Origin of the sequence: Olsenella sp. AGMB03486 (assembly GCF_040884255.1) — a bacterium.
GTDB lineage: Bacteria > Actinomycetota > Coriobacteriia > Coriobacteriales > Atopobiaceae > Olsenella_L > Olsenella_L kribbiana.
On the sequence record NZ_JBEVTM010000001.1, the window covers coordinates 216,861 to 241,836 of the forward strand.

26 protein-coding genes and 1 tRNA gene are annotated in these 24,976 nt (G+C 61.5%); all 27 read left to right on the top strand.

Annotated features, from left to right (window positions below; all coding sequences use genetic code 11):
- The first annotated feature begins 23 nt into the window (after positions 1-23).
- The 27 genes from rimP to ABVS03_RS01055 all read left to right on the top strand — a co-directional run bounded on the left by rimP (position 24) and on the right by ABVS03_RS01055 (position 24,934).
- The gene (rimP, locus tag ABVS03_RS00925) at positions 24-533 is read left to right on the top strand and encodes a ribosome maturation factor RimP (protein WP_330971110.1); all 510 of its coding nucleotides are present in this window, start codon (positions 24-26) and stop codon (positions 531-533) included.
- A gap of 21 nt (positions 534-554) precedes the next feature.
- Positions 555-1,817, top strand: coding sequence for a transcription termination factor NusA (gene nusA / locus ABVS03_RS00930; protein WP_368017631.1), 1,263 nt, complete (start codon positions 555-557; stop codon positions 1,815-1,817).
- Positions 1,818-1,869: 52 nt separating this feature from the next.
- Complete coding sequence (infB, locus tag ABVS03_RS00935) at positions 1,870-4,614, top strand: translation initiation factor IF-2 (protein WP_368017632.1); 2,745 nt, start codon at positions 1,870-1,872, stop codon at positions 4,612-4,614.
- A 9-nt stretch (positions 4,615-4,623) separates the two neighbouring features.
- Positions 4,624-5,025 (top strand): 30S ribosome-binding factor RbfA, encoded by a 402-nt coding sequence (gene rbfA / locus ABVS03_RS00940; RefSeq protein ID WP_304137748.1) that lies wholly within the window; start codon positions 4,624-4,626, stop codon positions 5,023-5,025.
- A gap of 7 nt (positions 5,026-5,032) precedes the next feature.
- Positions 5,033-6,073, top strand: a complete 1,041-nt coding sequence (locus ABVS03_RS00945) for a bifunctional oligoribonuclease/PAP phosphatase NrnA (RefSeq protein ID WP_368017633.1) — start codon at positions 5,033-5,035, stop codon at positions 6,071-6,073.
- The gene (truB, locus tag ABVS03_RS00950; protein WP_368017634.1) at positions 6,070-6,999 is read left to right on the top strand and encodes a tRNA pseudouridine(55) synthase TruB; all 930 of its coding nucleotides are present in this window, start codon (positions 6,070-6,072) and stop codon (positions 6,997-6,999) included. Before ABVS03_RS00945 ends, truB begins: the two co-directional genes overlap by 4 nt.
- A gap of 17 nt (positions 7,000-7,016) precedes the next feature.
- Positions 7,017-8,081, top strand: a complete 1,065-nt coding sequence (gene ribF, locus ABVS03_RS00955; protein ID WP_368017635.1) for a riboflavin biosynthesis protein RibF — start codon at positions 7,017-7,019, stop codon at positions 8,079-8,081.
- Positions 8,078-10,012, top strand: a complete 1,935-nt coding sequence (dnaG, locus tag ABVS03_RS00960; RefSeq protein WP_368017636.1) for a DNA primase — start codon at positions 8,078-8,080, stop codon at positions 10,010-10,012. The genes ribF and dnaG overlap by 4 nt, the downstream gene beginning before the upstream one ends.
- 39 nt (positions 10,013-10,051) lie before the next feature.
- On the top strand, positions 10,052-11,422 hold the full coding sequence (rpoD, locus tag ABVS03_RS00965) for an RNA polymerase sigma factor RpoD (protein WP_304137752.1): 1,371 nt from the start codon (positions 10,052-10,054) through the stop codon (positions 11,420-11,422).
- Between the two features lie 64 nt (positions 11,423-11,486).
- The gene (locus tag ABVS03_RS00970) at positions 11,487-11,681 is read left to right on the top strand and encodes a hypothetical protein (protein WP_368017637.1); all 195 of its coding nucleotides are present in this window, start codon (positions 11,487-11,489) and stop codon (positions 11,679-11,681) included.
- Between the two features lie 142 nt (positions 11,682-11,823).
- On the top strand, positions 11,824-12,225 hold the full coding sequence (locus tag ABVS03_RS00975) for a hypothetical protein (protein ID WP_368017638.1): 402 nt from the start codon (positions 11,824-11,826) through the stop codon (positions 12,223-12,225).
- A gap of 97 nt (positions 12,226-12,322) precedes the next feature.
- Positions 12,323-12,451: a hypothetical protein gene (locus ABVS03_RS00980; RefSeq protein ID WP_368017639.1), complete on the top strand. Its 129-nt coding sequence runs from the start codon at positions 12,323-12,325 to the stop codon at positions 12,449-12,451.
- Positions 12,452-12,469: 18 nt separating this feature from the next.
- Complete coding sequence (locus tag ABVS03_RS00985; RefSeq protein ID WP_368017640.1) at positions 12,470-12,934, top strand: hypothetical protein; 465 nt, start codon at positions 12,470-12,472, stop codon at positions 12,932-12,934.
- Between the two features lie 101 nt (positions 12,935-13,035).
- A complete protein-coding gene (locus tag ABVS03_RS00990; RefSeq protein ID WP_368017641.1) occupies positions 13,036-13,899 on the top strand; it encodes a biotin--[acetyl-CoA-carboxylase] ligase in 864 nt (287 codons plus the stop codon).
- Positions 13,900-14,022: 123 nt separating this feature from the next.
- Complete coding sequence (locus ABVS03_RS00995) at positions 14,023-14,580, top strand: MarR family winged helix-turn-helix transcriptional regulator (protein WP_368017642.1); 558 nt, start codon at positions 14,023-14,025, stop codon at positions 14,578-14,580.
- 1 nt (position 14,581) lies between these two features.
- Entirely contained in the window at positions 14,582-15,559 is a 978-nt protein-coding gene (locus ABVS03_RS01000; RefSeq protein ID WP_330971098.1) for a 3-oxoacyl-ACP synthase III family protein, read from the top strand.
- Between the two features lie 65 nt (positions 15,560-15,624).
- A complete protein-coding gene (locus tag ABVS03_RS01005; RefSeq protein WP_304137760.1) occupies positions 15,625-15,852 on the top strand; it encodes a phosphopantetheine-binding protein in 228 nt (75 codons plus the stop codon).
- Between the two features lie 31 nt (positions 15,853-15,883).
- Positions 15,884-16,828 carry a DUF561 domain-containing protein gene (locus tag ABVS03_RS01010; protein ID WP_368017643.1) on the top strand — a complete coding sequence of 315 codons (945 nt, stop codon included), beginning with the start codon at positions 15,884-15,886 and terminating at the stop codon, positions 16,826-16,828.
- Entirely contained in the window at positions 16,816-17,751 is a 936-nt protein-coding gene (locus ABVS03_RS01015; RefSeq protein WP_368017644.1) for an ACP S-malonyltransferase, read from the top strand. Before ABVS03_RS01010 ends, ABVS03_RS01015 begins: the two co-directional genes overlap by 13 nt.
- Complete coding sequence (gene fabG, locus ABVS03_RS01020) at positions 17,751-18,524, top strand: 3-oxoacyl-[acyl-carrier-protein] reductase (RefSeq protein WP_368017645.1); 774 nt, start codon at positions 17,751-17,753, stop codon at positions 18,522-18,524. Before ABVS03_RS01015 ends, fabG begins: the two co-directional genes overlap by 1 nt.
- Positions 18,525-18,552: 28 nt before the next feature.
- The gene (fabF, locus tag ABVS03_RS01025) at positions 18,553-19,800 is read left to right on the top strand and encodes a beta-ketoacyl-ACP synthase II (RefSeq protein WP_368017646.1); all 1,248 of its coding nucleotides are present in this window, start codon (positions 18,553-18,555) and stop codon (positions 19,798-19,800) included.
- 3 nt (positions 19,801-19,803) lie between these two features.
- Positions 19,804-20,304 carry an acetyl-CoA carboxylase biotin carboxyl carrier protein gene (gene accB, locus ABVS03_RS01030; RefSeq protein WP_304137765.1) on the top strand — a complete coding sequence of 167 codons (501 nt, stop codon included), beginning with the start codon at positions 19,804-19,806 and terminating at the stop codon, positions 20,302-20,304.
- A gap of 9 nt (positions 20,305-20,313) precedes the next feature.
- A complete protein-coding gene (gene fabZ / locus ABVS03_RS01035; RefSeq protein WP_368017647.1) occupies positions 20,314-20,742 on the top strand; it encodes a 3-hydroxyacyl-ACP dehydratase FabZ in 429 nt (142 codons plus the stop codon).
- A 3-nt stretch (positions 20,743-20,745) separates the two neighbouring features.
- Positions 20,746-22,086, top strand: a complete 1,341-nt coding sequence (locus tag ABVS03_RS01040) for an acetyl/propionyl/methylcrotonyl-CoA carboxylase subunit alpha (RefSeq protein WP_368017648.1) — start codon at positions 20,746-20,748, stop codon at positions 22,084-22,086.
- Entirely contained in the window at positions 22,079-23,806 is a 1,728-nt protein-coding gene (gene accD, locus ABVS03_RS01045) for an acetyl-CoA carboxylase, carboxyltransferase subunit beta (protein WP_368017649.1), read from the top strand. Before ABVS03_RS01040 ends, accD begins: the two co-directional genes overlap by 8 nt.
- Positions 23,806-24,729, top strand: coding sequence for a DegV family protein (locus ABVS03_RS01050; protein ID WP_368017650.1), 924 nt, complete (start codon positions 23,806-23,808; stop codon positions 24,727-24,729). The genes accD and ABVS03_RS01050 overlap by 1 nt, the downstream gene beginning before the upstream one ends.
- Positions 24,730-24,859: 130 nt before the next feature.
- Positions 24,860-24,934, top strand: a tRNA-Asn gene (locus tag ABVS03_RS01055).
- The last annotated feature ends 42 nt before the right edge of the window (positions 24,935-24,976 follow it).

Below are 24,976 nucleotides of genomic sequence, written 5' to 3' on the forward strand. Positions count from 1 at the left end.
GGGCCGATAGCCCGAAGGAGGGGATGGCTGTGTCGAAGAGCGCACAGGAACAGGACATCATAGATGCCCTCGAGAAGGCAGCGCCTGCGCATGCGATCGATATCGTGGACGTGAGCGTCGAGGGCGCAAAGACCGCTCCGATCGTCTGCATCAGGATCGATCACGCAGACGAGGATGCAGAGCCGATCACGCTCGACGAGGTGACGGCACAGGGCGGCTGGATCAACGAGGTCGTGGACGAGCTCGATCCCTTCCCGGGGGCCTATACGCTCGAGATCTCGTCGCCGGGCATGTCGAGGCCGCTCAGGCGTCCGCATGACTTCGAGCGCTTCGCAGGCGAGACCGTCCAGATCAAGCTGGACAGGGCTGAAGGCAGAAAGCGCTGGACGGGCGTCCTCAAGGGCTTCGAGGATGGCGCAGTCACGATCGATACCGACGAAGGGGAGCAGCGCTTCTCGCTCGATGAGATCGCCAAGTGCACGATCAAGCCCGATTTCGATACTGCTGGAAAGAAGCGTGGCGGCAAGAACTAGGCCGCCAAGGAGGAATGAGATATGGCATCTGAAATGATGGAAGCGCTCATGGCGCTCTGCAAGGAAAAGCACATCGACGAGCTCTATCTGCTCGACCGCCTCGAGCAGTCGCTCGCAAAGAGCTACGCCGACATCCTGCACCTCGATTGGGGCGCAAAGGTCACAATCGACCGCCAGACCGGCAGGATATACGTCTACCGCCTCGAGCCGAAGGACGAGTCCTGGAACGACGAGACCGGCGAGTTCGAGGAGTTCGACGAGATCGACGTCACGCCGAAGGACACGAGCCGTCTTGCTGCCCAGCAGGCAAAGGCTGAGATCAACAACATCGTGCGCAATGCTGCCCGCCAGCAGATCTATGAGGAGTTCTCCGACCGTATCGGCGACATCATCACCGGTACGGTGCTCCAGTCCACACCTGACTTCACGATCGTGAAGATCCGCGAGGGCGTCGAGGCAGAGCTTCCGCACTTCGATCTCCATCGCCATCCTGACGAGCGCAACGAGCGTCCGGTCGGCGAGCACTATGCGCACAATCAGCGCATCAAAGCCATCATCGTCGACGTGCGCGACCCGAACAGCACGGTGCAGCCGACGCGCGGCGAGCGCCAGCGTCCGGCCATCGTGATTTCCCGTACGCACCCGAACCTCATCGCGAAGCTCTTCGAGCTCGAGGTGCCTGAGGTCTATGACAAGGTCGTGAAGGTGAACTCCGTCGCCCGCGAGCCGGGCATCCGCTCGAAGGTCGCTGTCTCCTCTGTCGACGAGCACCTCGATCCTGTTGGCGCCTGCGTCGGCCCGAAGGGCAGCCGTGTCCGCACGGTCGTCTCCGAGCTCCGCGGCGAGCGCGTCGACGTCGTGCTCTGGGACGAAGATCCGGCAAAGCGTGTCGCAAACGCCCTGTCGCCTGCCAAGGTCTCGCGCGTGCTTGTCGACCCCGAGTCCAACTACTGCACGGTCATCGTGCCGGACGACCAGCTCTCCCTCGCTATCGGCAAGGAAGGCCAGAACGCACGCCTGGCAGCTCGCCTCACGGGCTACCATATCGATATCAAGAACGAGTCGCTCGCAAAGAGCATCCTGAATGGGGCGCATATCCCGGCTGTGCAGCATGAGGAGGACACGCTGATTGCAGACGAGGGCGAGGAAGGTCATCGCTGCGAGTATGTGAGCCCTGACGGCATGCGCTGCCGCAACATGGCCCGTCCGGGATCGAAGTACTGCGGCATCCACGAGAAGCTCATGGACGCCGAGGTCACTGACGATCCCGATTCGCTGATCTGACAATGCGACGGAACGTCGCATCATACCCGTCGCATCTAGGAAGGTTGGTTACATGGCAAAGACCCGCGTACATGATTTGGCAAAGGAATATGGGATGTCGAGCAAGGAGATGCTCGACTATCTCGATCAGATGAAGATACCGGCAAAGTCGCCGTCCTCGACGCTTGAGGACGTCTACGTGAACCTTGTCCGCAAGAAGCTCAAGCCGATCCTCGAGGCCCGTGCCGCCGAGATCGAGGCCCAGAAGAAGGCCGAGGAAGAGGCAAAGAAGGAAGAGGAGCGCAAGGCTGCCGAGGAGGCAGAGCGCGAGCGTGTGGCTGCCGAGAAGCGCCGTGCGCAGGAGCGCGCTGTCGAGGAGCAGCGCCGCCGCGAGGCCGAGGCTGCCCGCAAGAAGGCCGAGGAGGAGCGCGCCGAACAGGAGCGCAAGGCCAAGGAAGAGGCAGAGAAGAACCGCGTCAGGGACACGGCTCCGAAGAGCGTGCCGTCCTTCACGAGCCTGCTCGACCAGATCGCCCAGCAGGAGAAGGTCCTGAAGCAGCAGGAAGAGGAGAAGGAGGCACGCAAGAAGCAGGAAGCCGAAGAGCGTGCTGCCAGGAAGCGCCAGCGCCCCGAGCGCAGGAACTCCTCCGACCGTGGCGGCCGTAACGAGCGTTCCGATCGTGGTGGCCGCGGCGAAGAGCGCAACGATGAGCGCCATGAGCGCAACGAGCGCCGTGGCTTCTCGATGGACGAAGTCAGAAGGAATGCTGCCCAGGCAGCGCCTGCTGGCGAGGGCAAGCCCGACAGCCGTGGCGAGAACCGCCGCAGGAACCAGAAGCACAGCCACAGGCAGAATGACGGGGAAGACCGCTACACCCGCATGGCACGTGCTGCCGAGGAATACAACCGCGAGCACGTGCTCGAAGAAGCCCGCGCCGCTGTCGAGGAAGCCTCGCGCGAATCGACCGGCCGCCGCAAGCGCCGCAAGGAGCGCCGTGTCAAGCAGGCTGCCGAGGCTGCCGAGGAGAAGCGTATCGAGGAGGCTGTGAAGAACGACCAGGACCTCTCCCAGCTCGATACGATCAAGGTTCCGCAGGGCTCGACCGTGGCCGAGCTTGCAGAGCTCCTCAAGGTCCCTGCAAATGACATCATCAAGCGTCTGTTCCTTCTCGGAACGCCGCTGACGATGACGCAGAGCATGACAGATGACCAGATCGAGCTCATCGCCGACGACCTTGGCCGCGACGTCAAGGTCATGACCAAGGAGGAGGAGAACTCCTTCAGCTTCTACGACGATCCGAAGGATCTCGTTCCGAGGCCTCCTGTCGTCACCGTCATGGGACACGTCGACCACGGCAAGACGTCGCTCCTCGATGCAATCCGCCATACCGGCGTCGCTGCAGGCGAGGCTGGCGGCATCACGCAGGCCATCGGCGCCTCCCAGGTCAAGATCCATGGCCGCACGATCACGTTCATCGATACGCCGGGCCATGCAACGTTCACGGCCATGCGTGCCCGTGGCGCCAAGGTCACGGATATCGTCATCCTGATTGTCGCCGCTGACGACGGCGTCATGCCCCAGACCATCGAGTCCATCAACCATGCAAAGGCGGCAAACGTTCCTATCATCGTCGCCGTCAACAAGATCGACAAGCCGGGCGCAAATCCGGACAAGGTGCGCCAGGAGCTCACGGAATATGGCATCATCCCCGAGGAGTGGGGCGGCCAGAACATGTTCGTGAACATCTCCGCCAAGAAGAAGATCGGCATCGAGGACCTGCTCGAGGCAGTACTGCTCGAGGCTGACTACCTCGAGCTCAAGGCGAACCCGAATACGTTCGCATCCGGCTATGTCCTCGAGGCAAAGCTCGACCGCGGCCGCGGCTCTGTTGCCACGATCCTTGTGAACAGGGGCACGCTGCATGTCGGCGACGCTGTCGTGGCAGGCACGGCCTACGGACGCGTCCGCGCCATGCTTGACCAGCACGGCAACAATGTGGCTGAAGCCAAGCCGTCCGACCCTGTCGAGATTCTGGGCCTCCAGTCGATCCCGAATGCAGGCGACGAGTTCCGCGTCTTCGACGACGAGCGCGATGCACGCCAGCTCGCCGAGCAGCGCCAGCTCAAGGCCCGCATCGAGGAGCAGAACAAGGCCAAGCATGTCACGCTCGAGAATCTCTTCGACACGATGGAGGAGCAGGACGTCAAGGAGCTCAACCTCATCATCAAGGCAGATGTCCAGGGCTCCATCGAGGCACTTGTCGATGCCCTCTCGAAGCTCGACCAGTCCGAGGTCCGCATCAACGTGATCCACACGGCCGTCGGTGCCATCAACGAGACCGATGTCATCCTCGCAGACGCCTCCAATGCCATCATCATCGGCTTCGGTGTCCGTCCTGATGCAAAGGCCCGCCAGGCTGCCGAGAAGGACGGCGTCGAGATCCGTACCTACTCCGTCATCTACAAGGCTATCGAGGAGATCGATGCAGCGCGCATCGGCATGCTCAAGCCGACGGAGGAGGAGAAGCAGACCGCCACGATCGAGGTGCGCCAGACCTACAAGGTTCCGAAGGTCGGCATCGCAGCCGGCTGCATGGTCCAGGAAGGCGAGGTTTCTGCCACCGACCAGGTCCGCCTGGTCAGGAACGGCATCGTCGTCTACGATGGCACGATCGCATCCCTTCGCCGCTACAAGGACGAGGTCAAGAGCGTCAAGGCCGGCTACGAGTGCGGCATCTCGCTCGAGAACTATCAGGATATCCATGTGGGCGACACGATCGAATCCTACAAGATCGTCGAGGTTGCCCGTACCGAGTAAGGTCAAGCCATGAAGCAGAACAGGAATTCCCGCCGCATCAACGAACAGGCGCGCGAGAAGATTGCAGACATCCTTCTGTTCGAGATCTCCGACCCCGATCTCGCGCTCGTCACCGTGACGGGCGCCGAGGTCGCGATCGACAAGTCCTTCATGCGTGTCTACGTGTCCTGCGATGCAGACCGCTACGAGGAGGTCATGGCGGCGCTCGACCGCGCAAAGGGCCGCATCCGCTCGCTCTTCGGGCACGCTGTTGCCTGGAGGGTGACGCCCGAGATCGAGTTCCGCATCGATACGACGACCGATGAGGCCGAGCAGATCGCCCGCGCCCTCAAGAACGTTCCGCCGACGCTCGCGGTCGAGAAGGACGAGGATGGCTACCCGATCCAGCCATCCGAGACCGAAGCCGAATAGAGGGACTGTGCAGTACGACGATATGAAGACGCAGGCCGCATCGTTTGCGGCCCTCGTCTCCCTGATTGAGGAGGCGCAGACGATCTGTGTCTGCGCCCATACGAGCCCGGACGGAGACGCCCTGGGCTCGGGCCTTGCCTTGGCCCACATCCTTCGGAGGCGCTGGCCGGAAAAGACGGTCACGAACCTCTTGGCAGATGCCGATCCGGTGCCGAGGATCTATGCCTTCCTGCCGGGTGCCGATGGCTTCGTCCAGGCCAAGGACTATGAAGGGGCACCAGACCTCTTCATCAGCGTCGATCTGCCGGCACCGTCGCGCCTGAATGAGGCAGAGGCTGTGCTCAGGCGCACACCGAAGGTTGCAGAGATCGACCATCACCCTTCCGAGAAGCCGTTTGGCGATGTGCACGTCGTGCGTCCCGATGCTGCTGCCACCGGTGTCATCATCGCCGAGTTCGCACAGCATATCGAGGCGGAGATGACGCCGGAGATTGCCGACTGCCTCTTCTGCGCCATCATGACCGATACCGGGCGCTTCCAGTACCAGAACGCGAATCCGGAGGCCTTCGATATCGCCTCCTATCTCGTCGATTCCGGTGCGAACCCCTCGAATGTGTCGCTTCATGTCTACCAGAGCTTCCGTCTGCAGTACCTGCATCTCGAGGCTATGGTCATGTCGCGGATCAAGACGTTTCTGGGAGGGCGCATCTCCTACAGCTACTCCACAGTGGACGACCTCGAGCGTACCGGTGCTCAGCTCGACGAGTGCGACGGGCTCATAGACGTCGTGAGAAGCGTCGACGGGGCTGAGGTGGCGCTGTTCCTGAAGGAGCTTCCTGGCGGCGGCGTCCGTGGCAACCTGCGCTCGAAGAGCGACTACGATATCTCGGTCGTCGCGCGCGAGCTCGGGGGAGGCGGCCACAAGGCTGCTGCAGGCTTCACGCTGACGGGCGACCTCGACGAGGCGCTCTCTGTCGTGCTGCCGCGCCTCAAGGCACTGCTCACGAACGAGCCCTGCGCTCCTGCCATGGGCGGGGTGAGCGAGTGAAGCGCGGACAGAGCGGACTGAATCTCCTTCTGGCTGTCGACAAGCCAGAAGGCATCACAAGCCATGATGCGGTGTCGAAGGTGCGCTATGCCTTGGGTGAGCGCCGCGTAGGCCATGCCGGCACGCTCGACCCTGCCGCCTCTGGCCTTCTTGTCATCGGCGTCGGCCAGGGCACTCGCCTTATGGGCATGCTGACGCAGGACCAGAAGTCCTATGAGGCCCGCATCTCGTTTGGCCGCGAGACCGATACCGATGACCGCGAAGGCAAGACCGTGCGCGAGGCCGAGGTGCCGAAGCGTCTCTTCGATGAGGAGGAAGCACGCCTAGCCCTGGCTGGCCTTGTCGGTGTGCAGGACCAGGTGCCGCCAGCATACTCTGCCATCTCGATCGACGGCAAGCGTGCCTATGCGCTCGCCCGTGAAGGCGAGGCGGTCGAGCTTGCTTCGCGCCGGATAGAGATATACCAGGCCCTGCTTCTTGCAGTCGGCGAGAACGACGAAGGGCTCTTCTGGGACTGCGCGTTCATGGTATCGAAGGGCACCTATATCAGGAGCATTGCCCGCGACCTGGGACGCTCTCTGGGGAGTGCCGCGCACCTCGGGGCGCTCCGGCGCCTTTCATCCGGAAACCTCACGCTGAAGAATGCGCATGCGCTCGAGGAGATTGCCGAGGCAGGCGCCGATGGCATCCTTTCCTTTGCGGCAGATCCGGTGCGTGCGCTCGGACTGCCGAAGCGTGCTGTCACAGACTCTGAGCTCGAGAAGCTCCTCCAGGGAAAGACGCTTCCCCTCGGCAGTGTCGACCTCAAGGAAGGGGAGCGCTGTGCGATGGTCTCATCCGGCAAGGTATACGGTGTGTGGGAATGTGTGAACGACCGTCTCAAGACGATCGCGAATTTCCCGGCGGGCATATCAGGCGTCCGCTAGAGACAAGGAGAGAGAATATGCAGGAGCAGTGTGGCGGCTTCGCACTGCCGCTCGATGCAGCGGCAAAGCAGGCGCTTGTCGATGCAGCCACCTTCGGACAAGGCAGGCTGCCCGAGCCACGTGCGCATGAGCTGGGAACGCTCTATGTAAGCAAGGCAGCCTCTCAAAAGCTCTCCTCCTCATCGGTCATTGCGCTCGGCGCCTTCGATGGCCTGCATCTAGGGCACAGGGCCCTGATTGCCCGCCTTGTCGCAGATGCCTGCAGCCGCGAGCTTCCCTCTGTCGTCGTGACCTTCGACCCCGATCCTTCCGAAGTCGTAGGATTGCGTCCTGAAGCGAGGCTCCTCTCTGTCTCTGACCGCGTACGGGGCCTTTTTTCTCTCGGTGCAGATGCCGTTCTTGTCATGCACTTCACGCCCGAGCTTGCAGGCCTTGCTCCTGCTGCTTTCTGCACACGCATCGAGGAAGCGCTTCATCCCGTATCCGTGCATGTCGGCACGAACTTCCGCTTCGGCGCACGTGGCGCAGGTGATATCTCAACGCTCCAGGAGATTCTCGGAAGCCGCGGAATCGATATCGTGCCGCAGGATCTGGCTCTCGGAGGCACGGAGCCTGTGAGCGCGACAAGAATTCGGCATCTTCTCGCGCAGGGCGCGCTCGATGAGGCGGCAGAGCTTCTTGGCCGCTGCCATTACGTCCGTGGCTTAGTTATGCACGGCCGCGGCGAAGGCACCGGCATGGGCTTTGCGACGGCGAACGTCCAGTGCGAGCCGCTTTCTGCCATGCCCGCTGAAGGCGTCTATGGGGGATATGTCGTCGTGGAAGGCGTGCCCTATGCCTCCGCTATCAATGTCGGCGCTCCCAAGAGCTTCGAGGAAACCAAGCGGCCCAACTTCCTCGAAGCGCATCTCCTTGGCTTTTCCGGCGATATCTATGGGCGGGAGGTGCAGGTCGTCTTCTGCCGCTGGCTCAGGGCACAGCGCAGGTTCTCTTCGATGGCGGAACTCGAAGCAGTGGTTCGCGGGAACATCGAGTGGGTACATGTGAACCTGAGTGCCGACAGCGAGGGGGCGATCTGTTGATAACCGACGAAGACAAGGAGCGCGTCAGGCAGGCGACCGATATCGTCCAGCTTGTCGGCGAGACCGTCGTGCTGAAGCAGCGTGGCCAGGAATTTTGGGGCTGCTGCCCGTTCCATCATGAGAAGTCTCCGTCGTTCAAGGTGAATCCCCAGACTGGCCTCTGGCACTGCTTCGGCTGCGGTGCCGGCGGCGATGTGTTCAGCTATGTCCAGCGCAGGGAGAACCTCGAGTTCCCCGATGCCATCCGCTATCTTGCAGACCGTGCCGGCATAGAGCTCACCGAAGAGAAGACGGCACACCATGGCCCGAAGAGGCAGCGGCTCCTTGCCTGCCTGGCCGAGGCAGAGAGCTTCTACACGACGATGCTCATGCGTGGCAAGGGGGAGGGTCCTGCTGCGGCGAGGAGCTATTTCTCCGGACGCGGCTTCGGCTCTGCCATCTGCCGTTCCTGGAACCTCGGCTTTGCGCCGGGGCATGGCATGCTTGCGGCACATCTGCGCTCGAAGGGCTTCACGAACCAGGAGATTGTGGCGGCAGACCTCGGGCGCGAACGCTCGGGGAGGATCTCCGACCGCTTCTTCGACCGTGTCATGTTTCCCATCCACGATGAGCAGGGACGCACGATTGCCTTTGGCGGCAGGATCCTCGAAGCGACGAAGCATGACGGAATCGCGAAATACATCAATACCGGCGATACGCCGGTCTTCAACAAGAGGAAGCACCTCTTCGCGATAGACAAGGCACGCGATGCGATGGTGGAGACAGGCACGGCAATCGTGTGCGAAGGATATACCGATGTCATTGCCCTCCACGAGGCAGGGTTCAGGAATGCGGTTGCAGCGCTTGGCACGGCATTCTCGCTCGACCATGTGAAGACGCTCGAGCGGCTGCGCGTGAAGCGCATCATCTGCATGTTCGACGGCGATGCGGCGGGTCAGCGTGCTGCCGAGCGCGCAGTCCAGTATGTGGACAAGACGACAGCCGAGCTTCTCTGCGTCGTGCTGCCGAACAACCAGGACCCGATGGAGTTTCTTGCGTCGCATCAGAAAGAGGAGATGGAAAAGCAGCTCGCAGGCGCGCGTCCTCTCATCGATTTCGTGTTCGCAAAGCGGCTCGAAGGCTACGACCTCACGATTCCGGGTGTCCGCGTGAAGGCGCTCGACGACCTCGCGGGACTTCTGGCTCCGCTCAAGGACTCGCCCCTGATCGACTCCTATGCCCTGCAGCTCGCAGATGCTCTTGGCATGGATCCCGAAGAGACGAAGCGGACGATTCGTAGAAAGCCGCTGCCGAGGGAGACGGCGCAGGCACCTGCCGCCCGCAGGACCGCGCGTCCCGAGCAGGAGCAGATACCGACCTATGACGGGCCAAGCTACGACGATGCGGACTACTACGAGGAGGAGCAAGCGGAATACGCGCCAGATGATGCCTACGGAGCAGCGGCGCCGGTACCGGCTGCACTCTCCTCGGACGAGCGCCGCCAGATCGATGCGGAGCGCGAGCTTCTTGCCCTGACTGCCGCCTATCCGAAGGAAGCGCGGGCCTACTCGCAGAGGATTGCAGGCTTTTCCTGGGCGGACTCGAGACACGAGGCGATGGCATGGGCGATGCTCGCGACGCCTGAGGATGCAGCGCCTCAGGATGTCGTGGCAGCAGCGACCTCTGTCTATCCCGAAGCGGCACAGCTTCTGGGTGGCGGCAGGCTTGCCTCGGCTGAAGGGATGACGGCGGGGCAGAAGATGGCTTTTCTCGTCGATACCGTCGAGCTCTATTCCACGAAGCGCAAGATCCGTGCCATCAGGACCGAGCTCAGAAGCACGCCTGATGCGCTCTCCGACCGTACGAAGGAGCTCTTCGTCGAAGCGACGCAGCTACAGCGGCATGTGCAGGAGCTGTCAGGCAGACTTTCTGCGTCTGCAGACGCTCAATAACGGGTAAAGTAGTAACGATTGTGCGTCGAAAGGAAATACGTGGCTACAAAGAAGTCGAAAGAGGATATCAAGTTGTCCCCCGAACTGATGCAGGCCGTCGATGCCCTTGTGACGAAATCGTCCAAGAATGACGGAACGGTATCTGAGGATGATATCCAGGTCGCAACCCGTGATATTGATGTCGATTCCGAAGAACTGTCGGATCTCTATGACGTGCTGCGCTCCAAGGGCGTAGATATCGCGAGCGACGATGCGGCAATGCCGAATGTCGATGGAAGCTCGATGGACGGCATGGACGACGACCTCGATTCGGACAGCTACGAGGACGATCTCGAAGACGGCCTCGACGAGGATGAGGACGAATCCCGCGCAAGCGAGGCAAAGGAAGTCAATGCCGCGCTGCGCTCCACTGCCACGAAGGGCAAGACCTCGAAGAAGCGCTCGACCCGCAGCCGCAACCGCAGAGCTGATACCTCTACGGTCATGCTCACGGGCGACCCGGTCAGGATGTACCTCAAGGAGATCGGCAAGGTCGACCTTCTGACTGCTGACGAAGAGGTCCATCTTGCTATGAAGATCGAAGCCGGTGCCGAGGCAACGGAGAAGCTCGAGGCTGCCGAGAATGGCGATATCGAGCTCACGCGTGCCGAGATGCGCCGTCTCATGCGCATCGAGCAGGTAGGTCTCGACGCAAAGCAGCAGCTGATCTCAGCCAACCTGCGTCTCGTCGTCTCCATCGCAAAGCGCTATGTCGGCCGCGGCATGCTCTTCCTTGACCTCATCCAGGAAGGCAACCTTGGCCTCATCCGTGCTGTCGAGAAGTTCGACTACACGAAGGGCTTCAAGTTCTCGACGTACGCGACGTGGTGGATCCGTCAGGCCATCACCCGCGCTATCGCCGACCAGGCACGCACGATCCGCATTCCGGTCCACATGGTCGAGACCATCAACAAGCTCGTCCGTGTCCAGCGCCAGCTCCTGCAGGATCTGGGTCGCGATCCGACACCGGAAGAGATCGGCAAGGAGATGGACATGTCGGCAGACCGTGTCCGCGAGATCCAGAAGATCTCCCAGGAGCCGGTCTCGCTCGAGACGCCTATCGGCGAGGAAGAGGACTCCCAGCTCGGCGACTTCATCGAGGATTCCGGCGCTGTCGCTCCTCCTGAGGCAGCTTCCGAGTCGATGCTCCGAGAGCAGCTTGACCAGGTCCTCGACGGCCTTGCAGACCGCGAACGCAAGGTCATCAAGCTGCGCTTCGGCCTCGAAGATGGCCATCCGCGCACGCTCGAGGAGGTCGGACGCGAGTTCGGCGTCACGCGCGAGCGCATCCGCCAGATCGAGAGCAAGACGCTTGCCAAGCTCCGCCATCCTTCCCGTTCGGGACGTCTCAAGGACTACATGGAAGAGTAGGCACAGAATGCACGTCCAGGCAGCTGCAGGCATGCAGCTGCCTTTTTTCATGGAGGAGGGAGCAATGGACAGGGACCATATCGAGCGGATAGTCGAGGATCTCATCATCTGCATCCTCCTTGCTATCATCATTGCCCTGATCGTCCAGCTCATCTTCCCGAGTTCGGGCATATCTATGGGCATCCCCTTGGTGATTCCGTTTGTCTTCGTCTTCCCGATAGGGTGGAAGCACCGGGGCGGGAACGGCGGGAAGAAATGATGCTGCAAGAGCGCAGCAGGATTCAGGCCTGCTGCGCTCTTGTCATATCTGGGACGTCTGGAAAGCCTTGCTGCAAGGAGCGCTCGGGGATGGCGGGCAGGCTGTCCGCATCTGGTGGCTTCTGGTGCTCGTGGAGGCGGCTATGCCAATGACTGCGGCAGGATTCCCATCCCTTTTACGCGACCTCGACTGCATTGTCGTGAATTACCTGGAGCCCGACCACTGCACCTCGATGGTCGAGGTGCTCGCCCTCTATCCGAACTGCCAGATCGTGTCGATGGAGAAGTCGTTCATGCTCATGCACAGCTTCGGCTACGATATCGACTCCCATAGCCAGCTCCAGGTACAGGAGGGAGACTCGCTCTCTTTCGGCAGGCATGAAGTGACCTTCATCGAGGCACCGATGGTCCACTGGCCTGAGGTCATGGTCACGCTCGACCTCACGGACGGCGTCCTTCTCCGCCAATGCCTTCGGCAGCTTCAAGGCAATCGATGGCAGGCTCTGGGCAGACGAGTGCGACTGGGACCGGGATTCCTTCGATGAGGCCCGGCGCTACCACTGCAATATCGTCGGCAAGTATGGCCCGCATGTCCAGCTTCTGCTCAAGAAGGCGGCAGGCGTCCTCGATAAGATCAGGATAGTGGCACCGCTCCACGGTCCTCTCTACCGCACGCCTGAAGACATCATGCGCTACATCGACAAGCTGAACCGCTGGGCAAGCTATGCACCCGAGGAGAAGGGCGTGCTTGTTGCCTATGCCTCGATATAGGGCAACGCCGAGAATGCCGTGCAGCGCCTTGCTGCCGAGCTCTGCAAGCGCGGCGTCACGAACGTGAAGCTCTGCGATGCCTCGACGACGCAGGCATCCTACCTGATTGCCGATATGTTCCGCCTCTCGCACATCGCTCTCGCCTCGCCGACATACAACCTGAGCATCTGCCCTGTCATGGAGAGCCTGCTCTCCGAGATGAAGATGCTGAACCTCCAGAACCGCCATATCGTGCTGGTGGAGAACAGATCGTGGGCCTGCCCGGTCGGCGACCTCATGGAGGACTGCATCGACGAGAACATGAAGGACATGGAGGTCTTGAACGAGCGCCTCTCGATGTCCTCGTCGCTTCCGGATTTGAAGGGACGCGAAGCCGAGTCCCTAGCACAGGCCATCGCCGATTCGGTGGAAGAGGTCACTTGCGACTGCTCGAAGCGCTTCGAGAAGAAGCAGAAGCAGGAAGAGCCAGAAAAGAGGTTTTAGGGCAGGTGCCGTGTCGGTGCCTGCCTTTTGCTGTGATGTGAGGAGATATGGCGGCTCGCGCTAGAATCAGCTTGTAAAATTGGCGGATGGCGGGAGGCAGGATGGACGGAGTGGGGAGAGCGGTCGAGGCGTCTTCCGAATTTTCGGAGCTTGTGCAGATTGTCGAGGCGACGGGATCCACGAACGACGATGTGCTGGGGCTTGCTGCTGAAGGCGCTCCTGAAGGTACGGCGGTCTGTGCGAAGAGGCAGACGACGGGACGCGGGCGCCGGGGGCATAGCTGGGTCTCGCCTCCAGGGGGCCTCTACATCACGGTGCTCCTGCGACCAAGGACAGATGAATGTGTCTCGTCAGGGCTTCCTGCTGTGACGGCACTTGCTGTCCTGGAAACGCTCGGAGGTCTTGGAGCAGAAGGCCTCTGCCTCAAATGGCCGAACGATCTTGTGCTGAAGAAGGCTGATGGCTCGCTTGCGAAGCTTGGCGGCATCCTCGTCGAGTCGCGGCAGGAGAGCGGTGGCGTGTGGCATGCAGCCGCAGGCATAGGGCTCAACCTCGTGCGTCCAGCTCAGGAAAAGATCGTGCCCTCGCGCGTGCACGACGGGATGGCGAAGCCCCTGCCCGCTGCCTATCTCGAAGATGCCTTCGCTGATGAGGTGCCAGACCTTCTGGGGGAAGGCTTCGGCGCGCTTGCCATAAGCCTGGATGCATCCATCGTCTCGGCCTCGCGTGTCTGGGCCAGAAAGGCAAGCCCTGAAACAGGGCCGCTTGCTCCCATCAGAGAGCGCTTCGAGCGCAAGCTCGCCTATATCGGAGATGATGTCTTTGCCATAGATCCAGCTGGCATGCTTCTGGCTGAGGGAAGATTCTCCGGCATCGACTCCTGGGGAAGGGCGCAGATCGCTCTTAGGGATGGCTCTGTGCGCATCTTTCTTCCGGAAGAGGCATCGCTCCGTACGTGCCATTGATTGGCAGATATGTGGACATGCCGCGCAGAGCCTTGTGACGCTTCACATCCGAAAATGATTAGTTAGACTAAATAACTGTCCGGAACTGGTATCGCAGATGTGCAACCAGGAGGAGAGACAGACGTGGAACAGCCCGCAGAGCATCCTGAGACAGAAGCGCCGATTATCGACGTGGATGACGATTCCGCCTTCATCAGCGAGATATCACGCCTTCTGAGCAGCACGTTCGAGGCCATCATCCGCCTCGAGGACTGCGTCTACCGTTCCCATGGGATGGACCTCACGAACTCCGAGCTGAACCTGCTCTCGACGGTCGGCAAGGCCATGCTCGTCGCTCGCCGGGCTCTCAGCATGTCCGAGATTGCAGACGCTCTCGGCATCAAGCGTCCCTCCGCGACCGCTATCGTGAAGAGGCTCGAAGCGAAGGGCTATATCGCGAGGAAGCGGAGTGCAGACGATGCGCGCCGCATCGATGTGACGCTGACCCGCAAGGGAGAATGCGTCTACCGTATCCATGCAATATTCAACCGAAAGATGGCAGCCGAGATTTCCCGTGGCCAGTCCACAGAGGAGCGCCGTGTGCTTCTGCAGGGCATCAGCCGTCTCGAACATGCCTATACAGAAGCTGAACGCGCTGCCGTGCAGGCAGTCGCGCGGGCGCCTTTTGCAGGAAGGAGCTAGCGTGGCATTCACGATTGTCGGCACCGGATCGGCACTTCCGAAAAGGAAGGTCACGAACGACGACCTTTCCGAGTTCCTCGATACCTCAGACGAGTGGATCTCCACCCGCACCGGCATCAAGACACGCTATGTCTGCACGGACGAGTCGCTCGACGACCTTGCCGCAGAGGCATCTGAGCACGCTCTGGCCGATGCCGGCATAGAGGCGAAGGACATCGACCTCATCATCTGCTCCACGACCTCAGGCGACCATCTGATGCCTGCAGAGGCCTGTGCCATAGCCGAGCGCCTTGGTGCCAGCTGCCCTGCCTTCGATGTCTCGGCAGCCTGTGCTGGATTCGTCTTTGCGCTCGATACGGCAGATGGCTGGTTCTGCCGCGGACGTGCGAGACGAGCGCTTGTCGTCTCTGCGGAGAAGATGAGCCGCCTTCTCGACTGGGAGGACCGCAGCACCTGCGTGCTCTTCGGAGATGGAGCGGCAGCTGCTGTCGTTGAGGCAGGAGGCAAGAGCCCTATCTGGAGCCATCTTGTCACAAAGCCCGATGTTGCCTCGCTCGATGTGCCAGGACTTCAGGGCACATCTCCCTTTGGCAGCACCGAAGATGCCCAGCCTTCGAAGCTTCTCATGAAAGGACGCAAGATCTTCCATTTTGCCGTCTCGAGCATCGAGGAGGAGCTCAAGGCCCTCGAAGGCGAGTCAGGCATTGCGCTTTCCGATATCGACCATTTCGTCTTCCATCAGGCCAACGAGAGGATACTCGATGCTGTTGCCAAGAGGTGCGGCATCGACCCTTCCAAGATGGCCCATACCATACAGGAGACCGGCAACATCTCGAGTGCCTGCATACCGCTTGCGCTCGACCGCATGTCCCGTGAGGGGAGCCTCCATGCAGGAGAGCTTGTCCTCATCTGCGGCTTCGGTGCCGGCCTCGACATCGGCACGACCCTGATCCGCTGGAATAAGGAACAGGACGCATAATCGCTATCAGGCGCCTTCGGCGCATGAGATACGCGCTTCGGCGCAGAAAGAGAAGGAGAAACATCATGGCAGAGTCAACGTTCGATCGCGTCGTCGCAATCCTCAAGGACCAGGAGGGCCTCGACGACGTCGAGCTCAAGCCCGAGACGAAGCTCGCCGAGGTCGGCCTCGATTCCATGAGCACTGTCGAGGCGGTCATGGCATGCGAGGACGAGTTCGGCATTGAGATCGACCCTGAGGCCAACCCCCAGACGATTCAGGAGTTCGTCGACCTCGTCGAGGCTCAGCTCTAAAGAGTACCCAGCAGGAAAGGATGAAACGCGTATGATCAAGACTCCTCTCTGCGACCTGACAGGCATCGAGAAGCCGATCTTCCAGGGCGGCATGGCATGGATTGCTGATGCAAGCCTCGCCGCTGCCGTATCGAATGCCGGAGGCCTCGGCATCATCTCCGCGATGAATGCCAATGCCGACTGGCTCAGGAACGAGATCCGCGACTGCCGCATCCGCACGGCAAAGCCCTTCGGCGTCAACATCATGCTGCAGAGCCCCTTCGCCGACGAGGTTGCCCAGGTTGTGGCTGAGGAGAAGGTCCCTGTCGTCGTGACAGGCGCGGGCAATCCGAGCAAGTACATGAAGACGTGGCAGGCAGCCGGCATCAAGGTCATACCGGTCGTCTCCTCGGTGGCGCTTGCACGTCTCCTCGAGCGTGTCGGCGCCTCCGCAATCGTCGCCGAAGGCGGAGAGTCCGGCGGACACGTCGGCGACGTCTCGACGATGGCACTCGTGCCGCAGGTCGTTGATGCCGTGAAGATTCCGGTCATCGCAGCCGGCGGCATCGCCGATGGCCGCCAGATGGCAGCCGCCTTCATGCTGGGCGCCTGCGGTGTCCAGGTCGGCACCCGCTTCCTCGTGGCCAACGAGTGCACGGTTTCTGACGAATACAAGAAGCGTGTCCTCAAGGCCAATGACCTCTCGACGATCGTGACCGGCCGCTCCATCAATGGCGCCGTGCGCTGCCTCAAGACCCCGTTCTCGCAGAAGTTCCTGCGTGCCGAGAAGGAGGGCGCCACGGCTGAGGAGCTTGGCAAGATGGGCGCTGGCTCGCTCAGGAAGGCTGCCAAGGACGGCAACTACGAAGAAGGCTCCTTCATGTGCGGCGAAGTTGCTGGCATGGTGAAGAAGGAGCAGTCTGCAGCAGAGATCGTCGACGATCTCATGCAGGGCTGCGAAGAGGCGCTTAAGGGGGCAACGAAGTGGCTGGCGTAGCATTCCTGTTTGCAGGCCAAGGCTCGCAGAAGCCCGGCATGGGCAAGGCCCTCTTCGATTCCTCTGAGGCTGCCAAGAAGGTCTTCGATGGCGTGGATGCGGTGCGTCCGGGCACTGCCTCCCAGTGCTTCGAAGGCACGAAGGAGGAACTTGGCCAGACCATCAACACCCAGCCCTGCGTCTTTGCAACGGACCTTGCGGCCGCAGCTGCGCTCGAGGACCTTGGCGTGCATCCGAATGTGGTGGCAGGGCACTCGCTCGGCGAGGTTGCAGCGCTGACCTTTGCCGGCGCCTTCTCGCTCGAGGAGGGCACGCGCCTCATCGAGGTCCGCGCCCAGGCCATGGCAGACTGCACGGCCAAGCATCCTGGCGCCATGCGCGCTGTCCTCAAGCTCGATGCCGCAAAGGTGGAAGAGCTTGCCCACGAGGCAGGCGAGGCATGGCCTGTGAACTACAACTCGCCGCAGCAGACCGTCGTTGCAGGCTCTGCCGAGGCCTGCGAGAAGCTCGATGGCCTTGTCAAGGCAGCAGGCGGCAGGAGCATGAAGGTTGCCGTCTCCGGAGCCTTCCACAGCCCCTACATGGCTGAGGCCACCGAGGCGCTCGCCGCCTATCTCGAGACGAATCCTGTCCATGCGCCGAAGCTCCCTGTCTTAGCAAACAGGACAGGGGAGACCTATCCGGAGGATGTGGCTGAGATCGCTGCGCTCCTCTCCGAGCAGGTCTCGAATCCCGTGAAGTGGACCGCTGAGCTCCATGCCATGCAGGATGCCGGTATCGATACGTTCATCGAGGTCGGGCCGGGACACACGCTCACAGGTCTCGTGAAGAGGACGCTCGAAGGCGTGGATGCCGTCTGCGTCGAGATACCCGAGGCTGCCGAAGAGGCACGTGTCCTCGTGGCTGGAAAGGGGCTCATCTGATGGCAGAAGCAAAGACGGGCACGCTCGAGCGCGATGCTTCGCGCCGTGTCGCGCTTGTGACCGGAGGCTCGCGCGGCATCGGACGCGCCACGGCGCTGGAGCTTGCCAAAGGCGGCTACGACGTCGCGATCGTCTATGCCGGAAACGAGGCAGCGGCTGAAGAATGCGTCAGCCTCCTGAAGGAGGCGGGCGCGACCGCGAAGGCATATCGCTGCAATGTTGCCGATGCAGACGAAGCGAATGCGACCGCAAAGCAGGTGCAGGAGGACTTCGGCTCTGTCTGGGCCCTCGTGAACGACGCTGGCATCACGCGCGATACGCTCCTTGCCCGCATGAAGGACGAGGACTTCGACGCCGTGATCGACGTGAACCTCAAGGGTGCGTTCCACATGATTCGTGCCCTCATGCGCGGCTTCGTCCGCCAGAAGGGCGGCCGCATCGTGAATGTGGCATCGGTCGTGGGACTTTCCGGCAATATCGGGCAGGCGAACTATGCAGCCTCGAAGGCAGGTCTCATCGGCCTCACGAAGACGGTGGCAAGAGAGCTTGCCGGCAAGGGCGTCACGTGCAATGCCGTGGCACCGGGCTTCATCGAGACCGCGATGACAGAGAAGCTGCCCGAGGCGACGCGCGCCAGCTATGAGGCGCAGATTCCTCTCAAGCGTCTCGGCACAGCAGATGAGGTTGCCCAGGTGATCGCTTTCCTCGCATCGGATGCAGCATCCTATGTGACGGGAGAGACTATCCGGATCGATGGCGGGCTGTGCATGTAGCGCAGCTTCCTGCAAAGGAAGGAACAATATGAACCGCAGAGTTGTCATTACCGGCATCGGCGCTATCACGCCCGTCGGTCTCACTGCACATGAGAGCTGGGATGCCTTGGTTGCCGGCAAGAGCGGCATCGGCGAGATCACGGCCTTCGATACGGCGGATTTCCGCGTCAAGGTCGCAGCCGAGGTCAAGGGCTTCGACGCTGAAGCCGTGCTCGGCAAGGCAGAGGCAAAGCACCACGACCGCTTCACGCAGTTTGCGCTCGTCGCCTCTGACGAGGCCATGAAGGATTCCGGCCTCGATGCTGAAGGCGCCATCGAGCCTGAGCGCCTCGGCGTCTATATCGGATCGGGCATCGGCGGCATCGGCACCATCGAGGAGCAGGTCGAGCGCATGCTCAAGGGCGGCCCGCGCAAGATCTCGCCGTTCTTCGTGCCGATGATCATCGCGAACATGGCATCGGGCGAGGTCTCGATCAGGCAGAATGCCAAGGGACCGACGCTTCCGGTCGTGACGGCCTGCGCCACGTCGACGAACGCGATCGGCGAGGCTTTCCATGCCATCAAGGCAGGAGCAGCCGACGCTATCCTTGCAGGCGGTGCCGAAGCGGCAATCGTGCCGGTCTCCATCGCAGGCTTCATGAACGCCCGCGCGCTCTCGACGAACCCCGATCCCGAGACGGCCTGCCGTCCTTTCGATGCAGACCGCAACGGCTTTGTCATGGGCGAAGGCGCCTGCGTGCTCGTCCTCGAGGAGCTCGAGCATGCAAAGGCACGTGGCGCCCATATCGTGGCCGAGGTCGCAGGCTATGGCAATACGGCCGATGCCTACCACATCACCTCGCCCGATCCTGATGCCGCAGGCATCACGCGTGCCATCAAGGAGGCCGTGGCTGAGGCAGGGCTCGACCCCAAGGAGGGCCTCTACATCAATGCCCATGGCACCTCGACGAAGCTCAACGACTCCTCCGAGACGAAGGGCATCAAGCAGGCACTCGGCGAGGAGGCAGCATACGCTGCCCATATTTCGTCCACGAAGTCGATGACGGGCCACATGCTCGGCGCCACGGGCGCCGTCGAGGCCATGGCAAGCGCGTATGCGCTCGAGCACGGCATCATCCCGCCGACCATCAACTACAAGACGCCGGATCCTGCCTGCGATCTCGACTACACGCCGAACAAGGCACAGGAATTCGATGCCACATGGGCGCTTTCGACTTCGCTGGGCTTTGGCGGCCACAATGCCGTGATCGCGCTCAGGAAGTATGAGGAGGCGTAAGGCATGGATACCACAACGAAGAGGATCGATGCGGTAGCCGAGCTCATGCAGAAGCGCGGGCTTGCCCGTGTCCGTATCGAAGAGGGCGACTCTGCCATCGAGCTCGAGCGTCCTGAAGCCTTCCCGGCACCGGTCATGGCAGGAGCGGCTCCCGCAGAGGTGACGTCCGCTGCGGCACCCGCAGAGGTAGCCCCTGCATCTGAGGCAGCACCGCTTCCTGCAGCGGATGCATCCGAGCCTGAAGGCGAGGAGCCGCTCGACATGTCGAAGGTCACCGCTGTCAAGGCTCCCATGGTCGGCGTCTTCTATGCGGCTCCCGCACCGGGTGCCAAGCCTTTTGTGCAGGTCGGCTCGAAGGTCAAGAAGGGCGATGTCCTCTGCGTCATCGAGGCCATGAAGGAAATGAAGGAAGTCACGGCTGACTGCGACGGCGAGGTCATCGATATCACGGTCTCCGACGGCGAGCTCGTCGAGTACGGCTCGGTCCTCATGAAGATCTACTAGGGAGATGGCATGAACAAGACAGAGCTGGAGAAGATTCTGCCGCACAGGCCGCCGATGCTGCTTCTGGACGATGCCGAAGTCCAGGATGGCAAGGCCGTGGGACATATCATGATCAAGGGCGACGAGTTCTTCCTCCAGGGGCACTTCCCTGACTACCCGGTCGTTCCCGGTGTCATTCTCTGCGAGATGCTGGCGCAGAACTGCTGCGTCCTTCTGGCAGATGGCATCGACAAGGAACAGGCGACGCCGTTCTATACGAGCCTCGACAAGGTGCGTTTCAAGCACCAGGTGAGGCCGGGCGATACCGTGACCCTCGAGTGCGAGCTCACGAGGAGCCATGGCATGTTCCACTTCGCCCACGGCGTGGCAAAGGTCGGCGACACGGTTGCCTGCGTGGCTGACATGTCGTTTGCGCTCGTCCCGAAGAAGGACGCATAGACCATGTTCGAGAAGATACTGATCGCGAACAGGGGAGAGGTCGCCGTCCGCATCATCCGCGCCTGCAAGGAGATGGGCGTCAAGACGGTCGCCATCTACTCGACGGCCGATGCCACGGCGCTCCATGTGACGCTTGCTGACGAGGCCTACTGCATCGGCGGCCCGCGTGCCTCCGAGTCCTATCTGAACACGAATGCGATCATCACGGTCGCGCTCGAGTCGGGTGCTTCGGCAATACATCCAGGCTATGGCTTCCTCTCCGAGAATGCCTCATTTGCCCGCGAGTGCCGCGAGCATGGCCTTGTCTTCATCGGGTCTTCGCCTGAGATCATGGAGCTCATGGGAGACAAGGATCAGGCACGCCGCACAGCGAGATCGGCTGGCGTTCCCATCGTGCCGGGCTGCGACCTGCTCGAGTCTTCTGCGCAGGCAGAAGAGGAGGCCAGGCGCATCGGCTGCCCTGTGCTTGTGAAGGCACGTGCAGGTGGTGGCGGACGTGGCATCAGGAAGGTGCTCAAGCCAGAAGATGCTCCCGCTGCCTTCGAGCAGGCACATGCCGAGGCACAGAGCGCCTTCGGCGACGGCGAATGCTACATGGAGAAGTTCATCTCTCCGGCACACCATATCGAGGTGCAGATCCTCGCAGATGGCCACGGCAACGTGTTCTCACTTGGCGAACGCGAGTGCTCCGTGCAGCGCAGGAACCAGAAGCTCCTCGAAGAGAGCCCGAGTCCCTGTCCGGCGCTCACGTCTGAGATCCGCGAGCACATGTTCGAGTGTGCCCGCAATCTTGCAAAGAAGGTCGGCTACGAGGGGCTGGGAACGATCGAGTTCCTCTTCAGCGATGCCGGCGAGTTCTGGTTCATGGAGATGAACACGAGGCTCCAGGTCGAGCATCCGGTGACGGAATTCGTGACGGGCATCGACCTTGTCAAGTGGCAGCTCCGTGTCGCTGCAGGAGCAGACCTCTCGAACTGGAAGCAGGAGAACATCAACGTCGTGGGACATGCAATCGAGTGTCGCATCAATGCCGAGACGCCCGATTTCCTTCCGTCTGCAGGAGACATCACGATGCTTCACACGCCGAATGGCCCCTGGGTGCGCTTCGACTCTGCCCTCTATGTAGGCTCATCGGTGCCGCCCTACTACGACTCGCTCCTCGGCAAGCTCATCGTCTATTCGCCGACGCGCGAAGAGGCGATACGCAAGATGCGTTCTGCTCTGGGAGAGCTTGTGATCGAGGGCGTCAGCTACAATGCCGATCTTCAGCTCGATATCCTCGGCAATCCCGAATTCCTGTCGGGCAACTACCATACAAATCTGATGGAGCACCTCTATGAGTGAACGCCAGAAGTCTCTGAACGAGCTTGAAGGGCCCGTCACCGAAGTGCCGATCGATATTCCGGAGCGCACGATTCTCGTGCGCTGCCCGCATTGCCGTCATGCTATCGATGCCGGGGTGCTGAAGCAGAACCTCGATGTGTGCCCGCGCTGCGGCAAGCACATGCGCATCGGCGCAAGGAGAAGGCTTGCCCTCACGGCAGATCAAGGCTCCTTCGAAGAGTGGGACGCCGATATGGAGGCGAAGGACATCCTCTCCTTCCCGGACTACAAAGAGAAGCTTGCCGCTGCACGCCAGAAGTCGGGCGGGGAGAAGGAGGCCGTCATCTGCGGCAGGGCGACGATCCAGGGCGAGCCCTGTGCCCTCTTCATCATGAACGGCGACTTCATGATGGGTTCCATGGGAGCTGCTGTCGGCGAGAAGATCTGCCGCTGCTTCGAGCGGGCGACAGAGGAAGGCCTGCCTGTTGTCGGCTTCACGGTATCGGGCGGTGCCCGCATGCAGGAGGGCCTCACCTCCCTCATGCAGATGGCCAAGGTCTCGAATGCTGTACGCCGGCACAGTGCAGCGGGCCTCCTCTATATCTGTGTCCTTACCGATCCCACCTCGGGCGGCGTCACGGCTTCCTTCGCAATGGAGGCAGACATCACGATTGCAGAGCCTGACGCGCTCGTCGCCTTCGCAGGTCCGCGTGTCGTCGAGCAGACGACGCACAAGAAGCTGCCCCAGGGCTTCCAGCGCTCGGAGTTCGTCCTTGCTCATGGCTTCTGCGACATGGTCGTCGAGCGCAAGGAGATTCCCTCCACGCTCGGCTATCTGCTCTGGCTTCATGACAAGGAGGCGTGGGGCACACGCGAGGCACCGAAGTGTGCGGCTGCCTTCCCCGAGGAGGCACGCTGGCCGCTTCCGCACCATCTCGAGAAGCCGGCTGCTGCAGATGCCTCTGCCTACGACCTTGTGAAGCGCGTGAGGAATGCCGACAGGCCGTCTGTTCCCTCCATCATGGACATGACCTTCGAGGGCTTCATCGAGCTCCACGGGGATCATGAGTTCGGAGACGATGCTGCCATCGTGACCGGCCTTGCCACGCTCGATGGAAATCCTGTCACGGTCATTGCAACCGATCGCGGACGCGGCATCAAGGAACGGGTGGCCAGAAACTATGGCTCGCCTGAGCCCGAAGGCTACCGCAAGGCGCTCCGTCTCATGAAGGAAGCGGAGAAGTTCCATCGCCCCGTGATCTGCCTTGTCGATACGTCCGGTGCCTATCCAGGCATGGAGGCAGAAGAGCGCGGCCAGGGCGCCGCCATCGCAGACAACCTTGTCGCAATGGGCGCTCTCAGGACCCCTGAGATCACCGTCATCATGGGCGAGGGCGGCTCGGGCGGTGCCTTGGGCCTTGCCGTCTCAGACCGTGTCCTCATGCTCTCTGATGCTGTCTATTCGGTCGTGAGCCCTGAGGGCTGCTCGACGATCCTCTTCAAGACAGCGAAGCGCGCACCCGATGCTGCCGAGGCTCTCGGCATCACGGCGCCCTTCCTCAAGGACCTGGGCATCATCGACGGTATCGTCGACGCCGAGGGCTTCGGCACCGAAGAGTTCTCAGAGCGCTTCAGGAAATGCCTTGCGGATCAGGTGCAGGAGCTCGAAGGGATGACGGAAGACGAGCTTGTCGATGCTCGCTACGAGAAATACCGTGCCATCGGAAGGAGAGACAGCTGATGGAGAAGACCACAGGGCTCACGGCAGGTCTGGGCGCCCTCACGACAGGCGGAGCCGATCTGCCACAGCGTCCGGTTGCAATCGTCTGCGATTCCTCCTGCACACTCTCGCGTACCCGTGCAGAGGAGCTCGGCGTCACGGTGGTGCCCATGCACTACAACGTCGACGGTCTCCGCTATGCGGAGACCTTCCGGAACGAGAATGGCGACTATGACTCTCTCTTCCGGAATGGCAGGCTGCTCATGACAGAAGCGGTCTACCAGGACGAGTTTGCTGACGAATTCAGGCGCCTCCTCGATGCTGATTTCTCGGTGCTCTGCCTCACAATCTCTTCGAGGCTCTCTGGCACCTACAGGAGCGCTGTGCACGCACGTGAGCAGCTCATCCGTGAAGGAGAGGCACCGGAGCGCATGCGCATCGTCGACTCCTGGACGACTTCGGGCGGGCTCGAGTTCCTCATACGCCAGGCACGCAAGCTCGTGAGCCTGGGCTATGGCCTGGAGACGGTCGGTGAGAAGCTCGAAGCGGAGCGTGCACGTCAGGGCATCGATTTCACAGTGCCGGATCTCGAGGTTCTCAGGAAGTCGGGGCGTCTCGGTGCCACAAGGCGCGCCGTCCCTTCGAACCTTGACCGCTTCCTTGTCATGGAGCTCCAGGAGGGCGGCATCAAGGATGTCTGCGTCGCCCACGGCATGCGCGGCACAGCCCGTGCCCTCATAGCCGAGATTCCGGAAGAAGCACGGAAGAACTCCGTGACCGTCACAGGATACGGCGAGGCGCATGAGGCGGTCGAAGAGCTTGTGCATGAGGTGAGGCGCGAGCTTCCTGAGACGACGATCCATGTGCGTGATGGAGGACCAGTTGTCTCGCTTCATCTCGGCGTCGGTTCGGTGAGCCTTGCCTGGAGGAATTTTGCGGAGTAGCCACAAAAATGCGGAGAGCGCGTGTGCAGAATGTTGCAGAAGCATTGCATGAGGCAGATTCTTCGAAATGCACGCTTGCATTGAAACGAGCTTTCCGTATACTAGCTAGTGCGCTTTGAGAGCAACACATTCCCCGGTGGCGCAGTGGTAGCGCAACTGACTGTTAATCAGTGTGTCGTAGGTTCGAACCCTACCCGGGGAGCCAGAACTGTCCGAGAGCCTGTCAGATGACAGGCTCTTTTTTATA